This is a genomic window from Streptomyces diastaticus subsp. diastaticus, assembly GCF_011170125.1.
Classification (GTDB): Bacteria; Actinomycetota; Actinomycetes; order Streptomycetales; family Streptomycetaceae; genus Streptomyces; species Streptomyces diastaticus.
In genome coordinates, this window is record NZ_BLLN01000001.1 from 68,277 (window position 1) to 82,011 (window position 13,735).

Genomic DNA, 13,735 nt, shown 5'->3' on the forward strand with positions numbered 1-13,735 from the left:
GGGAGGACCGCTCATGAGTCTCCTCGCGCCCAGGTCTCACCTGCTGAACGACCTGAACGTCGAGGCGTACCGCCGCTCCGTCACCGAAGGTGTCGAGCGTGTGGCCGCTCAGCTGTCAGGTGCCACCAGCCCGTTCACCGGCGTCACCCCGGCCGCGCTCGCCCCCGTCGTCGACGCCGTCGATCTCGACCGGCCGCTCGGCGACACCGCCGCCGCCCTGGACGAGCTGACCGAGGTGTACCTGCGCGACGCCGTCTACTTCCACCACCCGCGCTACCTCGCCCACCTCAACTGCCCGGTCGTCATCCCGGCCGTCCTCGGCGAGGCGGTCCTCTCGGCGGTCAACTCCTCCCTGGACACCTGGGACCAGTCGGCGGGCGGCACCCTCATCGAACGGCGCCTCATCGACTGGACGGCCGGCCGCATCGGCCTCGGCGAGAGCGCCGACGGCGTCTTCACCAGCGGCGGCTCGCAGTCCAACCTCCAGGCCATGCTGCTCGCCCGCGAGGAGGCCAAGGCAGCGCACCCCACCCAGCTGCGCGTCTTCACCTCCGACGTCAGCCACTTCAGCGTCCGCAAGTCGGCGACGCTGCTGGGTCTCGGCCCGGACGCCGTGGTGGTCGTCCCCACCGACCGCGAGCGCCGCATGCGGATCGAGGTGCTCGCCGCCGAGCTGCGCCGCTGCGAGGCCGAGGGCCTGGTGCCGATGGCCGTCGTCGGCACCGCCGGCACCACCGACTTCGGCTCGATCGACCCGCTCCCGGAGATCGCCGAACTCTGCGCCCGCCACAACACCTGGATGCACGTCGACGCCGCGTACGGCTGCGGACTGCTCGTCTCCCCCACCAGGCGCGGACGGCTCACCGGCGTCGAGCACGCCGACTCGGTCACCGTCGACTACCACAAGTCGTTCTTCCAGCCGGTGAGTTCCTCCGCCCTGCTGGTCCGCGACGGCACCACCCTGCGGCACGCCACGTACCACGCGGAGTACCTCAACCCGCGCCGGGCCGCCGAGGAGCGCATCCCCAACCAGGTCGACAAGTCGCTTCAGACCACCCGCCGCTTCGACGCCCTGAAACTGTGGATGACGCTGCGCGTGATGGGCGCCGACGGCATCGGCCAGCTCTTCGACGAGGTCTGCGACCTCGCGGGCGAGGGCTGGGAGCTGCTCGTCGCCGACCCGCGCTTCGACGTGGTCGTCGAGCCCTCGCTCTCCACCCTCGTCTTCCGCTACCTGCCCGGCCGGCCCACCGACCCGGCGCAGATCGACCGTGCCAACCTCTACGCCCGCAAAGCGCTCTTCGCCTCCGGTGACGCCGTCGTGGCGGGCACCAAGGTGGACGGGCGGCACTACCTCAAGTTCACCCTTCTCAACCCCGAGACGAAGGCGTCCGACATCGCCGCCGTCCTCGACCTCATAGCCGGCCACGCCGAGCAGTACCTGGGAGAGTCCCTTGTCCACGCCTCTTGAGCGATCGTCCCGCCCCGCCTCCGCCGACCCCGCCGAGCCGCTGGACCTGCTCGGCATCGGCCTGGGCCCGTTCAACCTCGGACTGGCCTGCCTCGCCGAGCCGCTGGACGAGATCGACACGCTCTTCCTGGAGACGAAGCCGGACTTCGACTGGCACTCCGGCATGTTCCTGGACGGCGCCCACCTCCAGACGCCGTTCATGTCGGACCTGGTCACCCTCGCCGACCCGACCTCGCCGTACTCCTTCCTCAACTACCTGAAGGAGTCGGGGCGGCTGTACTCCTTCTACATCCGGGAGAACTTCTACCCGCTGCGCACGGAGTACAACGACTACTGCCGCTGGGCCGCCGCCCGCCTCAGCTCGGTGCGCTTCTCGACCACGGTCACCGAGGTGACGTACGACGAGGAGAGCGCGCTCTACACCGCCACCACCGCGCAGGGCGACACCTACCGCGCCCGCCACCTGGCGCTCGGCACCGGCACCCCGCCGTACGTCCCCGAGTCCTGCCAGGGCCTCGGCGGAGACGTGCTGCACAACTCCCGCTACCTGGAACACAAAGCGGCCCTCCAGGCCAAGAAGTCGATCACCCTGGTCGGCAGCGGCCAGAGCGCGGCGGAGATCTACCACGACCTGCTCGCCGAGATCGACGTGCACGGCTACCAGCTCAACTGGGTCACCCGCTCCCCCCGGTTCTTCCCACTGGAGTACACCAAGCTCACGCTGGAGATGACCTCCCCCGAGTACATCGACTACTTCCACGCGCTGCCCGAGGACACCCGGTACGGCCTGGAGCAGAAGCAGAAGAACCTCTTCAAGGGCATCGACGGCGAACTCATCAACGCCATCTTCGACCTGCTCTACGAGAAGAACGTGCGCGGCCCCGTCCCCACCCGGCTGCTCACCAACACCGCCCTGGAGACCGCCGCTTGGGACGAGTCCGAGGGTGCGTACACCCTCGGGCTGCGCCAGGAGGAGCAGGGCAAGGACTTCGAGCTGAGCAGCGAGGGCCTGGTGCTGGCCACCGGCTACCAGTACCGCGTCCCCGACTTCCTGGAGCCGGTCCGCGACCGCATCCGCTGGGACGGGCGCGGCCGGTTCGACATCGCCCGCAACTACAGCGTCGACACCACCGGGCGCGGCATCTTCGTGCAGAACGCCGGAGTCCACACCCACGCCCTCACCTCCCCCGACCTCGGCATGGGCGCCTACCGCAACTCCGTGATCCTGCGGGAGCTGCTGGGCACCGCCCCCTACGCGGTGGAGAAGTCGATCGCCTTCCAGGAGTTCGCCGTATGACCGCCCCCCGCACCGCGACAGTCCGCCCCGACCGGCTCGCGATACGCCCGCTGGACCTCGACGCCGACGCCGGCCTGGTGCACGGCTGGGTCACCCACCCCAAATCGGCCTTCTGGCTGATGCAGGGGCTCAGCGTCGACGAGGTCCGCGCCGAGTACGCCTCGATCGCGGCCAACCCGCACCACGACGCCTTCATCGGCCTGTACGAAGGCTCCCCGGCCTTCCTCATGGAGCGGTACGACCCCGCCCACGTGGAGCTGGTCGGCCTCTACGACCCCGAGCCCGGCGACGCCGGCATGCACTTCCTGTGCGCGCCGGCCGGCACGCCGCTGCACGGCTTCACCCGCGCGGTGATCTTCGCCGTCATGGAGTACCTCTTCGCCGACCCGGACACCGTCCGCGTGGTGGTCGAGCCCGACGTGCGGAACACGGCCGTCCACGCGCTCAACGAGGCGGTCGGCTTCGAGGTCGTCGAGAAGATCGCCAAGCCCGAGAAGGAGGCCTACCTGAGCGTCTGCACCCGGGACGCCTTCGAGGCGGCGCGGAAGAAGGCGGCGACAGCACAGGCGGGGGACGAGACGAAGGAGCAGGCTCCGCGATGAGTGAGACCACCCCCACCGACCGGCTCGCCGCCCCCACCGCGCACCTCACGCCGGAACTGTGGGCCGCCGCCGGCCGCCATCTGGTCCGCAAGGGCCTCGCCGAGTTCTCCCACGAACGGCTGTTCACGCCCGAGCCGCTGCCCGGCGCCGAGCCGGACGCGGACGGCCGGACCGTCCATCGCGTGGTGGCCGACGACGGCGTGACCGAGTACCGGTTCGCCGCCCGGCTCTTCGCCCTGGACCACTGGGACATCGACGCCGAGTCGATCACCCGGCAGGGCGCGGACGGCACCGAACTCCCGCTGGACGCCCTCGACTTCATTCTCGACACGCGGACCGCGCTGGGCATCGGCGACGCCATCCTCCCGGTGTACCTGGAGGAGATCTCCGCCACCCTCTCCGGCGCCGCCTGGAAGCTGGCCCAGGCCCGCCCCAGCGCCGCCGAGCTGGCCCGCGCCGGCTTCCAGGCGATCGAGACGGGGATGACCGAGGGCCACCCCTGCTTCGTCGCCAACAACGGGCGGATCGGCTTCGACGTCCGCGAGTACCACCAGTACGCCCCCGAGACCGCCTCCCCGGTCCGGCTGCTCTGGCTCGCCGCCCGCCGCGACCGCTCCACCTTCACCAGTGGGGCCGGGCTCGACTACGACACCCTGGTCAAGGGGGAGCTGGACCCGGCGACGCTGGCCCGGTTCGCCGCCACCCTCACCGGGCAGGGCCTGGACCCGGCCGACTACCACCTGCTTCCGGTCCACCCCTGGCAGTGGTGGAACAAGCTCTCCGTCACCTTCGCCGCCGAGGTCGCCCAGCAGCGTCTGGTCCTGCTCGGCGAGGGGGACGACACCTACCTGGCGCAGCAGTCGATCCGGACCTTCTTCAACACCAGCCACCCCGACAAGCACTACGTGAAGACCGCGATGTCGGTGCTGAACATGGGCTTCATGCGGGGACTGTCGGCCGCCTACATGGAGGCCACCCCGGCGATCAACGACTGGCTCGCCCAGCTCGTCGCCGGCGACGAGGTCTTCCGGGCCGCCCGCTTCTCGATCATCCGCGAGCGCGCCGCCATCGGCTACCACCACCGCCAGTACGAGCGGGCCACCGACCGGTACTCGCCGTACCGCAAGATGCTGGCCGCGCTCTGGCGGGAGAGCCCGGTCCCCTCGCTCGGCGAGGGGCAGCGGCCGGCCACCATGGCCTCGCTGCTGCACACCGACGCCGGCGGCGCCTCGCTGGCGGGCGCGCTGATCGCCGAGTCGGGCCTGGCGCCCGAGGTGTGGCTGCGCCGCTACCTGGACGCGTACCTCACGCCGGTGCTGCACTCCTTCTACCAGTACGACCTGGTGTACATGCCGCACGGTGAGAACGTCATCCTCGTCATCGAGGACGGCGTCGTCGACCGGGTGATCTTCAAGGACATCGCCGAGGAGATCTGCGTCATGGACCCGGACGCGGTGCTGCCGCCGGCCGTGGAGCGGATCAGGGCCGAGGTGCCGGAGGAGATGAAGGTCCTCTCGATCCTCACCGACGTCTTCGACTGCTTCCTGCGCTTCCTCAACGCCATCCTGGCCGCCGAGGGCGTCCTCGACGAGGACACCTTCTGGCGGACGGCGGCCGAGTCGGTCCGGGGGTACCAGGAGTCCGTGCCGCACCTGGCCGACAAGTTCGCCCAGTACGACCTGTTCGCGCCGACGTTCGCGCTCTCCTGCCTCAACCGGCTCCAGCTGCGCGACAACCAGCAGATGGTCGACCTGGCCGACCCTTCGGGCGCCCTGCAACTCGTCGGCGACCTGGTCAACCCGCTCGCGGGCCGCTGACGCCCGCCCCGCGCCACGGCGGGCGCCCCCCGGGTACGGTCCCCGGGCGGCGCCCGCCGTTCTCTTCGCACCGCCCGCCCGACCTCCGTGCCGGGCACCGCCGGGGCCCCCGGGGCTGAGAGAATCACCCGCATGGCGGAGATCACGCAGCGCGACGGTTCCTGGGCCTACGACGACGGGCGGATACGGATCGTGCCGGGAACCAAGGCCCACCCGGTGCGGCAGGTGCTCGGTGAGGTGGTGGTGCCGCTGGAGGCGGTCGCCGGGATCACCTTCGAGCGGGACCGCAAGGGCGGGCGGCTCAGACTACGGCTGCGCGACGGGGCCTGTCCGGTGGTGCGCGCCGCCGAGGGGCGGCTGCCCGAGGGCGCGGACCCGTACCGGCTGGTGGTCGAGGCGGGCCGCGAGGACCTGGCCGAGTACATCGTGGCCGAGGTGCGCCAGGCGCTGCTGCTGGAGCAGGTCGCCGAGGGGCCGGCCGACCGGTTCCTGCTGCCCGGCCCCTCCCTGCCGGTCTCGGGCGGCGGCGGGGACGGCACGGCCGCCTTCGACGGACGCGAGGCGCGGCTGACCTGGAACTGGAAGGGCAAGGAGACCAAGACCTCCGGCGGCCCCGTCACCCTGCCGCTCGCCGACCTCACCGGCGTCTCCTGGGTGCCCGCCCAGGGCCTGGAGAACGGCCATCTGCGCTTCCTGACCCGCTCCGGCGGCGGCAAGTCGGTGGCCGCCGAGCACGACCCGCACGCCCTGGACCTGTGGGGCCTGTCCAAGAAGGAACACACCGCCGTCCTGGTGGCCGCGGCGGTCCTGGTGGCACTGGAGGCCCGGGGCGAGGCGGCGGTGGAGCCTGCCGCGCTCCCGGAGGCCGAACCGCCTGCCCAGCTCCCGCCGTCGCCCGCCCCGGCCGCCGCCGACGACCCGGACGCCCTGCTGCGCCGCCTGCGGGAGCTGGGCGAGCTGCACCGGGACGGGGTGCTGACGGAGGAGGAGTTCGCCCTCGCCAAGCAGGCGGTGCTGCGGCGGCTGTGAAGGGCGCCGGCGCGAGGGCCCACGGACCGCAGCCGCCGGAATCCCCCATTCCGCCCCACTTCCCCCGCGATCCTGCCCGATATCGGGCAGGAGTGTTGCGAAACCCTGCCCCGAGTCCCAGTATCGATCCGTGCTCGAACGCCGTACGAACCACGACGACCTCGTCGACCACCTGGTCCGCACCACACCGCTGAACCGCGGTGAGGCCGGGCGGGTGGTCATGGACGTCCTGGCGTACTTCGACGAGACGACCGAGGAGTGCGTCCGCCGCCGCCACCGCGAACTCCAGGCCCAGGGTCTGGGCAACGCGGAGATCTTCGCGCGGATCGCCGAGGAGCTGCCGCGCAGGGCGGTGGCGCCTCCGGCACTCTCCCTGCGCCAGCTCCGGCGCATCGTCTACGGCTGACCGGCACCCCGGCGGCCCCGGCACCCTCATGCCGGAGCGTCGAGCACCCGGGCGGGCCCACCGGCCCGCCGGAACACGTCTCGGAGGGGTAACACCTATGTGCGGAATCGTGGGATACATCGGCCGTCGCGACGATGTCGCGCCGCTGCTGCTGGAAGGGCTCCAGCGTCTGGAGTACCGCGGCTACGACTCGGCCGGCATCGCCATCCACGGCAGGTCCGGCACCAGGTCCACCGGGCTGAAGTCGGTCAAGGCCAAGGGCCGCGTCCGCGACCTGGAGGCCAAGGTCCCCGCCCGCTTCAAGGGCAGCGTGGGCATCGCCCACACCCGCTGGGCCACCCATGGGGCCCCCAACGACGAGAACGCCCACCCTCACCTGGACGCCGACTCCAAGGTCGCCGTCGTCCACAACGGCATCTTCGACAACGCCTCCGACCTGCGCGCCCGGCTCACCGCGGACGGTGTCGTCTTCGCCTCCGAGACCGACACCGAGGTCCTCGCCCACCTCATCGGCCGCTCCGAGGCCGACACCCTGGAGAGCAAGGTCCGCGAGGCCGTCCGCCAGATCGAGGGCACCTACGGCGTCGCCGTGCTGCACGCCGACTTCCCGGACCGGATCGTCGTCGCCCGCAACGGCTCGCCGGTCGTCCTCGGCATCGGCGAGAAGGAGATGTTCGTCGCCTCCGACGTCGCCGCGCTGGTCTCCCACACCCGCCAGGTCGTCACCCTGGACGACGGCGAGATGGCCACCCTCAAGGCCGACGACTTCCGCACCTACACCACCGAGGGCTCGCGCACCTCCGCCACGCCCACCACCGTGGAGTACGAGGCCGAGTCCTGGGACATGGGCGGCCACGACACGTACATGCACAAGGAGATCTCCGAGCAGGCCGAGGCGGTCGACCGGGTGCTGCGCGGCCGGATCGACGACCGGTTCTCCACCGTGCACCTCGGTGGCCTCAACCTCGACGCCCGCGAGGCGCGCGGGGTCCGCCGCATCAAGATCCTGGGCTGCGGCACCTCGTACCACGCCGGGCAGATCGGCGCGCAGCTCATCGAGGAGCTGGCCCGCATCCCCGCCGACGCCGAACCGGCCTCCGAGTTCCGCTACCGCAACCCGGTCGTCGACCCGGACACCCTCTACATCGCCGTCTCGCAGTCCGGCGAGACCTACGACGTGCTCGCCGCCGTGCAGGAGCTGAAGCGCAAGGGCGCCCGTGTCCTCGGTGTGGTCAACGTGGTCGGCTCGGCCATCGCCCGGGAGGCCGACGGCGGGCTGTACGTGCACGCCGGGCCCGAGGTGTGCGTGGTCTCCACCAAGTGCTTCACCAACACCGTGGTCGCCTTCGGCCTGCTCGCCCTCCACCTGGGCCGCACCCGCGACCTGTCGGTGGCCGACGGCAGGCGGATCATCGCCGGTCTGCGCAGGCTGCCCGAGCAGATCGCCGACATCCTCTCCCGCGAGGACGAGATCGAGAAGCTGGCCGAGGAGTTCACCGGGGCCCGCTCGATGCTCTTCATCGGCCGGGTGCGCGGCTACCCGGTGGCCCGCGAGGCGTCGCTGAAGCTCAAGGAGGTGTCGTACATCCACGCGGAGGCGTACCCGGCCTCCGAGCTGAAGCACGGCCCGCTCGCGCTGATCGAGCCCGCCATGCCGACCGTGGCGATCGTCCCCGACGACGACCTGCTGGAGAAGAACCGGGCGGCCCTGGAGGAGATCAAGGCCCGCGAGGGCAAGATCCTCGCCGTCGCCCACCGCGAGCAGGAGAAGGCCGACCACACCATCGTCGTGCCGAAGAACGAGGACGAGCTGGACCCGATCCTGATGGGCATCCCGCTCCAGTTGCTGGCGTACCACACGGCGCTCAAGCTCGGCCGCGACATCGACAAGCCGCGCAACCTGGCGAAGTCCGTCACCGTCGAGTAGACGACAGCCGCCCGCGCACACCTGAGTCCGGCCGGCCGCTCGCCCGAGCGGTCGGCCGGAACGGGCGGCGGACCGCCCCTGGTGGACCGGGTGCCCGGCCCGGTCCCACCGCCCCGTCGGCCGTCACTCCCACGGCGGCGGCGAACGCCGGGCGGCCGCCGCGCGGGCGGACCCCGGCGAGGAAGGACTACCCGGTGGGGCCGGCCCCCACCCGCCCGCGGCCCGGAACGCGGACCGGGGTACGCCGGCCGGTCCAGGCACGGCCCCGCTCAGGGGATGACGACGACCGGCCGCCGCGCCCGCCGGGCCAGCCGGCCCGCGACCGAGCCGAAGAGCCGCCCGACGACGCCCTGGCTGGAGCCGACCACGATGGCGTCGGCCTCGTACTCGATGCCGACCTCCTCCAGCTCGTGGCAGATGTCGCCGCCGCGCTCGACCAGGATCCAGGGCACGTCCCCCAGGTACTCGGCGCAGGCCAGCTCCAGCCCCAGCACCTCGGTCCGGTGGTCGGGCACGTCGACGAAGACGGGGGGCTCGCAGCCGGCCCACACCGTGGTGGGCAGCCGGTTGGCCACGTGGACGATGATCAGGCCCGAGCCGGAGCGCCGGGCCATGCCGATCGCGTAGGCGAGGGCGCGCTCGCTGGAGGTCGACCCGTCGAATCCGACGACGACGCCGTGCCGGAAGGCCGGATCGCAGGGCTGACGTGCTTCTTCCGCCGCCAGGGGCTGGGCCGAGGGATCGGCCACCTGCCGCTTGCGGTCCGCTGGTTCAAAGGATTCGTGACCGGCCATCGGTGTCTCGGCGGGAAGGTCCTCGTGGGGAAGGGACGGCTGACGGGATGGGCACGGCTCCAGGGGGAACCCTGGGGCCGGGGGTCGAACGGCGGTGCCGGTGGCGCGCGGGAGGACGACAGCCGGCCGGGAGGACCGGCCCGTTGTGTCCGGGAAGCATCTTCCCCATCACTCGCCCCAAGGGTACGGCGCCACTTCTCCCGTATTCAGGCCTTGCACGGCCCGTACCCAGAACAAGGCTCCCCCATGCCGGGTTCCGGCGGACCGCCGCGCACCGCCCGGCGGAAGCCCCCGGAGGGACTCGAACCGGCCCGATGCGACCGCCCGGACGCTCCCGCCGGGCGGCGCGCTGGACGGAGCATGCCCGAGCCGGGCCCCGATCGCAACGGCCGGCCGGTCCCGCCGCCCGGGGGACGCGGTGCCCCGGGCGGCCCATTCCCCACTGCCGGGGAGTGACCCGCGGGCGTCCGGAGCGTTGAAAGGGGGAACCCGCCTGACTGGGAGCACCCCGTGCCCGTCCCCCGTACCTCCCTCCCGGACCCCGCCGCCCTCCCGCGCACCGCGCCCGCGCGGCGCCCCGCCGAAGACACCCGGGTGCCGCCGGGCTCCCCGCCCGTGCCACGGGGAGGCGGCGGGCGGGCGGCGGCGCCGGGACGCGGCGTGCGGGCGCGCGGGGCCGCCTGCCCGGGTCCGGGAGCCGGTCCGGGCCGCTCCACGGCCGGAGGCCCGCTCGCGGTGCCCCACCCGGCCTGTGCGCCCGCCGCCTCCACCGCGGCCCGGGGCGCGGCGGCCGACCCGGTGAGCGCCGCCGCCCGGTGGGCCGCCTTCGGCTGCGTGCTCGTACCGGTGGTGCTGGTGGTCTACGGGGCGTCCGCGGGCGGGGTGTTCTGGGTGGCGGCGGTGCTGGCCGCGGTGACCGGGCTCTGCCGGCTGCTGCTGCGCCGGTCGGAGCGGGGCGCGGCGGGCGTGGACGGCCCGGCGGGGGGCCATCCGGCTTGACCCCGCGGGGGCGCACGGGGGCGGTCGGCAGCGCGTTTTCGGCGCACTGGAGAGCTGACCGGTTCGCACGCACGCGCCCGTATGTTTTCAGCCAAGTTGACGGACCGTCGGACCGGGCCCGGTACACCCTCCGCACCCCCGGCACGACCTGCGGGGAAAGGGTCACGCGACGCCTTCGCACCCTACGGGGACCGGCCACCCGGGGGAGACGCACTTCCCAGTCGAGCGCAGGAGTGCGACGCTTCGTGATCGAATGCTTCACGCCACGTTGCCTTGTCGACATTCCGGCGTCTGCTCAACTGGTCACGGCGGCACCACGGGACGCAGTAGATTCGATCATGACTGTCTTTGGCGGGGGACACGCGCAGGACCGAGGGGAAACGTGCAGGAGCGACAGATCCGACAGGACTGGAGTGACACGGCCACCGAGGGGGGCTTAGCGACATGAGCCACGACTCCACCGTCACGGCGGACTTCGCGGGCCGCAAACTCTCCGGGCGGCGCCGCAAGGAGATCGTCGCCGTTCTCCTCTTCAGCGGCGGCCCGATCTTCGAGAGTTCCATCCCGCTCTCCGTCTTCGGCATCGACCGGCAGGACGCCGGCGTGCCGCGCTACCGGCTGCTGGTGTCCGCCGGAGAGGACGGACCGCTGCGGACCACCGGCGGACTGGAACTGACGGCGCCTCAGGGCCTGGAGGCGCTGGCCCGGGCCGGGACGGTGGTGGTGCCCGCCTGGCGGTCGATCACCTCACCCCCGCCCGCCGCCGCGCTGGACGCCCTGCGCCGTGCGCACGAGGAGGGCGCGCGCATCGTCGGGCTGTGCACCGGCGCCTTCGTCCTGGCCGCCGCCGGACTGCTGGACGGCAGGCCCGCGACCACCCACTGGATGTACGCGCCGACGCTGGCCAAGCGCTACCCCTCGGTCCACGTGGACCCGCGGGAGCTCTTCGTCGACGACGGTGACGTGCTCACCTCGGCCGGCACCGCCGCCGGGATCGACCTCTGCCTGCACATCGTCCGCACCGATCACGGCAGCGAGGCCGCGGGCGCCCTGGCGCGCCGCCTGGTCGTGCCGCCGCGCCGGGCCGGCGGGCAGGAGCGCTACCTCGACAGGTCTTTACCTGAGGAGATCGGTGCCGACCCGCTCGCCGAGGTCGTCGCCTGGGCGCTGGAGCACCTCCACGAGCAGTTCGACGTGGAGACGCTGGCCGCGCGCGCGTACATGAGCCGCCGGACCTTCGACCGGCGCTTCCGTTCGCTCACCGGCAGCGCGCCGCTCCAGTGGCTCATCACCCAGCGCGTCCTCCAGGCTCAGCGCCTGCTGGAGACCTCCGACTACTCGGTGGACGAGGTCGCCGGCCGCTGCGGCTTCCGGTCGCCGGTCGCCCTGCGCGGGCACTTCCGCCGCCAGCTCGGCTCCTCCCCCGCCGCGTACCGGGCCGCCTACCGGGCCCGCCGTCCGCAGTCGGAGCAGCGGCCCGAGCCGGTGCAGCCCGCACAGCCGGTGCAGGTCTTCGACGGGCCGCTCCCGCCGCAGCTCCGCCGGACGCCGCAGGGAGTCGGTGCCCACCACGGGGACCCGGGCAGAGGAGGGCCGGAGGCGTACCTTCAGGGGCGCACGGCACTCCCGGGCCAACGGGAGCGCCCCGTAGGCTGAGCCGTATGAACGACCGCATGGTGTGGATCGACTGCGAGATGACCGGGCTCTCGCTGGCGGACGACGCACTCATCGAGGTGGCCGCGCTGGTCACCGACTCGGAACTGAACGTGCTCGGCGACGGTGTGGACATCGTGATCCGTCCGCCGGACGAGGCGCTGGAGACCATGCCCGAGGTGGTGCGCAAGATGCACACCGCCTCGGGGCTCCTCGCCGAACTGGCGGGCGGCACCACGTTGGCCGACGCGGAGGCGCAAGTCCTCGCGTACGTCCGCGAGCACGTCAAGGAGCCCGGCAAGGCTCCGCTGTGCGGGAACTCGGTCGGCACCGACCGGAACTTCCTCGCGCGGGACATGGCGGCGCTGGAGGGGTATCTCCACTACCGCATCGTGGACGTCTCCTCGGTGAAGGAACTGGCCCGCCGGTGGTACCCGCGGGCGTACTTCAACAGTCCCGACAAGAACGGCAACCACCGGGCACTCGCGGACATCCGCGAGTCCATCGCCGAGCTGCGCTACTACCGCGAGGCGGTCTTCGTGCCGCAGCCCGGACCCGATTCCGACACCGCGAAGGCCATCGCCGCCAAGCATGTGCTGACCTCCGAATAAGGCTCCCGCACGCCCCTGGGAAAAGGTGTGCGCGAGCACCCCCTCGGACCCTGTACACTTTTTCTCGGCCGGTCGGAAACGACCGGACGCGGTGGGTGTAGCTCAGTTGGTAGAGCACCTGGTTGTGGTCCAGGTGGCCGCGGGTTCAAGTCCCGTCACTCACCCTGTGGGAGAGGCCCCTCTTTTCGTGGAGACACGGAAGGAGGGGCCTCTTCGTCGTCCGGTCCCCGCTGCGCGCGCGTCCCCGCCTGATCCGCGTCACAGTGGGAAGGACGTACGAGAAGCACGTACGAAGGGAGACCGGACGTGAGTGCTTCGCAGTCCGCCGTCGCCGCCACGCTCCTCGACCGGCACGGCACCACCTACGCGCGCGAGGCGGGGATCACCCTCAAGGACACCCCGCAGCCGCTCTACCAGCTCCTCGTGCTGAGTTCCCTGCTCAGCGCCCGCATCCGGGCCTCCGTGGCGGTGGACGCCGCGCGCGCCCTCTTCCACGACGGCATGCGCAACCCGCGCGCCATGGCCGACGCGTCCTGGCAGGACCGGGTGGACGCGCTCGGCGAGGGCGGCTACCGGCGGTACGACGAGCGGACCGCCACCCAGCTCGGTGACGGCGCCGAGCTGCTGCTGGAGGAGCACCGCGGGGATCTGCGGCGGGTGCGCGAGGGGGCGCGCGGCGACGAGAAGGCGGTGGTCTCGGGCCTGCGGGAGACGCCGGGCATGGGACCGACGGGCGCGGACATCTTCCTGCGCGAGGCCCAGGCCGTGTGGCCCGAGTTCGCGCCCCACTTCGACGGCAAGGCCCTCCGGGGCGCCGAACGGCTCGGACTGCCGCAGGACCCCGAGCGCCTCGAACGGCTGGCCGGGGACGCGGGGCCCGCCGTCCTCGCCGCCGCCCTCGTCCGGGCCGCGCTGCGGAAGAAGGTCGCGGACGACGTACTGGAGCACGCGGGCTGAGCCTCGCCACCGCTCTCGGAAAACCCCGGGGCGGGACGCGGACGGAGAAGACCCCGTGACCCTGCGCGGGCGGAAAGACCCCGGAGCGGGGCCGGGCGGGGCGCGGACGGAACGGTGCGGCTCCTGTGCGCGTCGGCGGCGGGTGGCGAAGCCGGCCAGGATGGTGCGCGTA

12 protein-coding genes and 1 tRNA gene are annotated in these 13,735 nt (G+C 72.5%); 12 read left to right on the plus strand and 1 reads right to left on the minus strand.

The genetic code is table 11. The annotated features are described in order from the left end of the window. The first annotated feature begins 13 nt into the window (after positions 1–13). From Sdia_RS00275 to glmS, 7 genes are all read left to right on the plus strand, one after another. Positions 14–1,471, plus strand: a complete 1,458-nt coding sequence (locus Sdia_RS00275; protein WP_100452630.1) for a pyridoxal phosphate-dependent decarboxylase family protein — start codon at positions 14–16, stop codon at positions 1,469–1,471. Then, positions 1,455–2,768, plus strand: coding sequence for a lysine N(6)-hydroxylase/L-ornithine N(5)-oxygenase family protein (locus Sdia_RS00280; RefSeq protein ID WP_189500425.1), 1,314 nt, complete (start codon positions 1,455–1,457; stop codon positions 2,766–2,768). Before Sdia_RS00275 ends, Sdia_RS00280 begins: the two co-directional genes overlap by 17 nt. Then, entirely contained in the window at positions 2,765–3,370 is a 606-nt protein-coding gene (locus Sdia_RS00285; RefSeq protein ID WP_124287193.1) for a GNAT family N-acetyltransferase, read from the plus strand. The genes Sdia_RS00280 and Sdia_RS00285 overlap by 4 nt, the downstream gene beginning before the upstream one ends. Next, positions 3,367–5,187, plus strand: coding sequence for an IucA/IucC family protein (locus Sdia_RS00290; RefSeq protein ID WP_100452627.1), 1,821 nt, complete (start codon positions 3,367–3,369; stop codon positions 5,185–5,187). The genes Sdia_RS00285 and Sdia_RS00290 overlap by 4 nt, the downstream gene beginning before the upstream one ends. A 132-nt stretch (positions 5,188–5,319) precedes the next feature. Continuing rightward, the gene (locus Sdia_RS00295) at positions 5,320–6,216 is read left to right on the plus strand and encodes a DUF4429 domain-containing protein (protein ID WP_100452626.1); all 897 of its coding nucleotides are present in this window, start codon (positions 5,320–5,322) and stop codon (positions 6,214–6,216) included. Between the two features lie 130 nt (positions 6,217–6,346). After that, on the plus strand, positions 6,347–6,622 hold the full coding sequence (locus tag Sdia_RS00300) for a hypothetical protein (protein WP_100452625.1): 276 nt from the start codon (positions 6,347–6,349) through the stop codon (positions 6,620–6,622). A 97-nt stretch (positions 6,623–6,719) separates the two neighbouring features. Continuing rightward, positions 6,720–8,549 carry a glutamine--fructose-6-phosphate transaminase (isomerizing) gene (gene glmS / locus Sdia_RS00305; protein ID WP_100452624.1) on the plus strand — a complete coding sequence of 610 codons (1,830 nt, stop codon included), beginning with the start codon at positions 6,720–6,722 and terminating at the stop codon, positions 8,547–8,549. Between the two features lie 269 nt (positions 8,550–8,818). Here the strand turns inward: glmS and Sdia_RS00310 are convergent, their stop codons facing one another. Then, positions 8,819–9,343: a universal stress protein gene (locus tag Sdia_RS00310; protein ID WP_100452623.1), complete on the minus strand. Its 525-nt coding sequence runs from the start codon at positions 9,341–9,343 to the stop codon at positions 8,819–8,821. A 735-nt stretch (positions 9,344–10,078) separates the two neighbouring features. On the opposite strand from Sdia_RS00310, the gene Sdia_RS00315 reads away from it, so the two are divergent. From Sdia_RS00315 to Sdia_RS00335, 5 genes are all read left to right on the plus strand, one after another. Further along, positions 10,079–10,342 (plus strand): hypothetical protein, encoded by a 264-nt coding sequence (locus Sdia_RS00315; RefSeq protein WP_229831558.1) that lies wholly within the window; start codon positions 10,079–10,081, stop codon positions 10,340–10,342. Positions 10,343–10,786: 444 nt separating this feature from the next. Beyond that, the gene (locus tag Sdia_RS00320; protein ID WP_100452622.1) at positions 10,787–11,998 is read left to right on the plus strand and encodes a helix-turn-helix domain-containing protein; all 1,212 of its coding nucleotides are present in this window, start codon (positions 10,787–10,789) and stop codon (positions 11,996–11,998) included. Between the two features lie 5 nt (positions 11,999–12,003). Then, complete coding sequence (gene orn, locus Sdia_RS00325) at positions 12,004–12,606, plus strand: oligoribonuclease (RefSeq protein WP_115069850.1); 603 nt, start codon at positions 12,004–12,006, stop codon at positions 12,604–12,606. A 91-nt stretch (positions 12,607–12,697) separates the two neighbouring features. After that, positions 12,698–12,770, plus strand: a tRNA-His gene (locus Sdia_RS00330). A gap of 142 nt (positions 12,771–12,912) precedes the next feature. Further along, the gene (locus tag Sdia_RS00335) at positions 12,913–13,563 is read left to right on the plus strand and encodes an HhH-GDP family DNA glycosylase (RefSeq protein WP_115069849.1); all 651 of its coding nucleotides are present in this window, start codon (positions 12,913–12,915) and stop codon (positions 13,561–13,563) included. Positions 13,564–13,735: the final 172 nt, after the last annotated feature.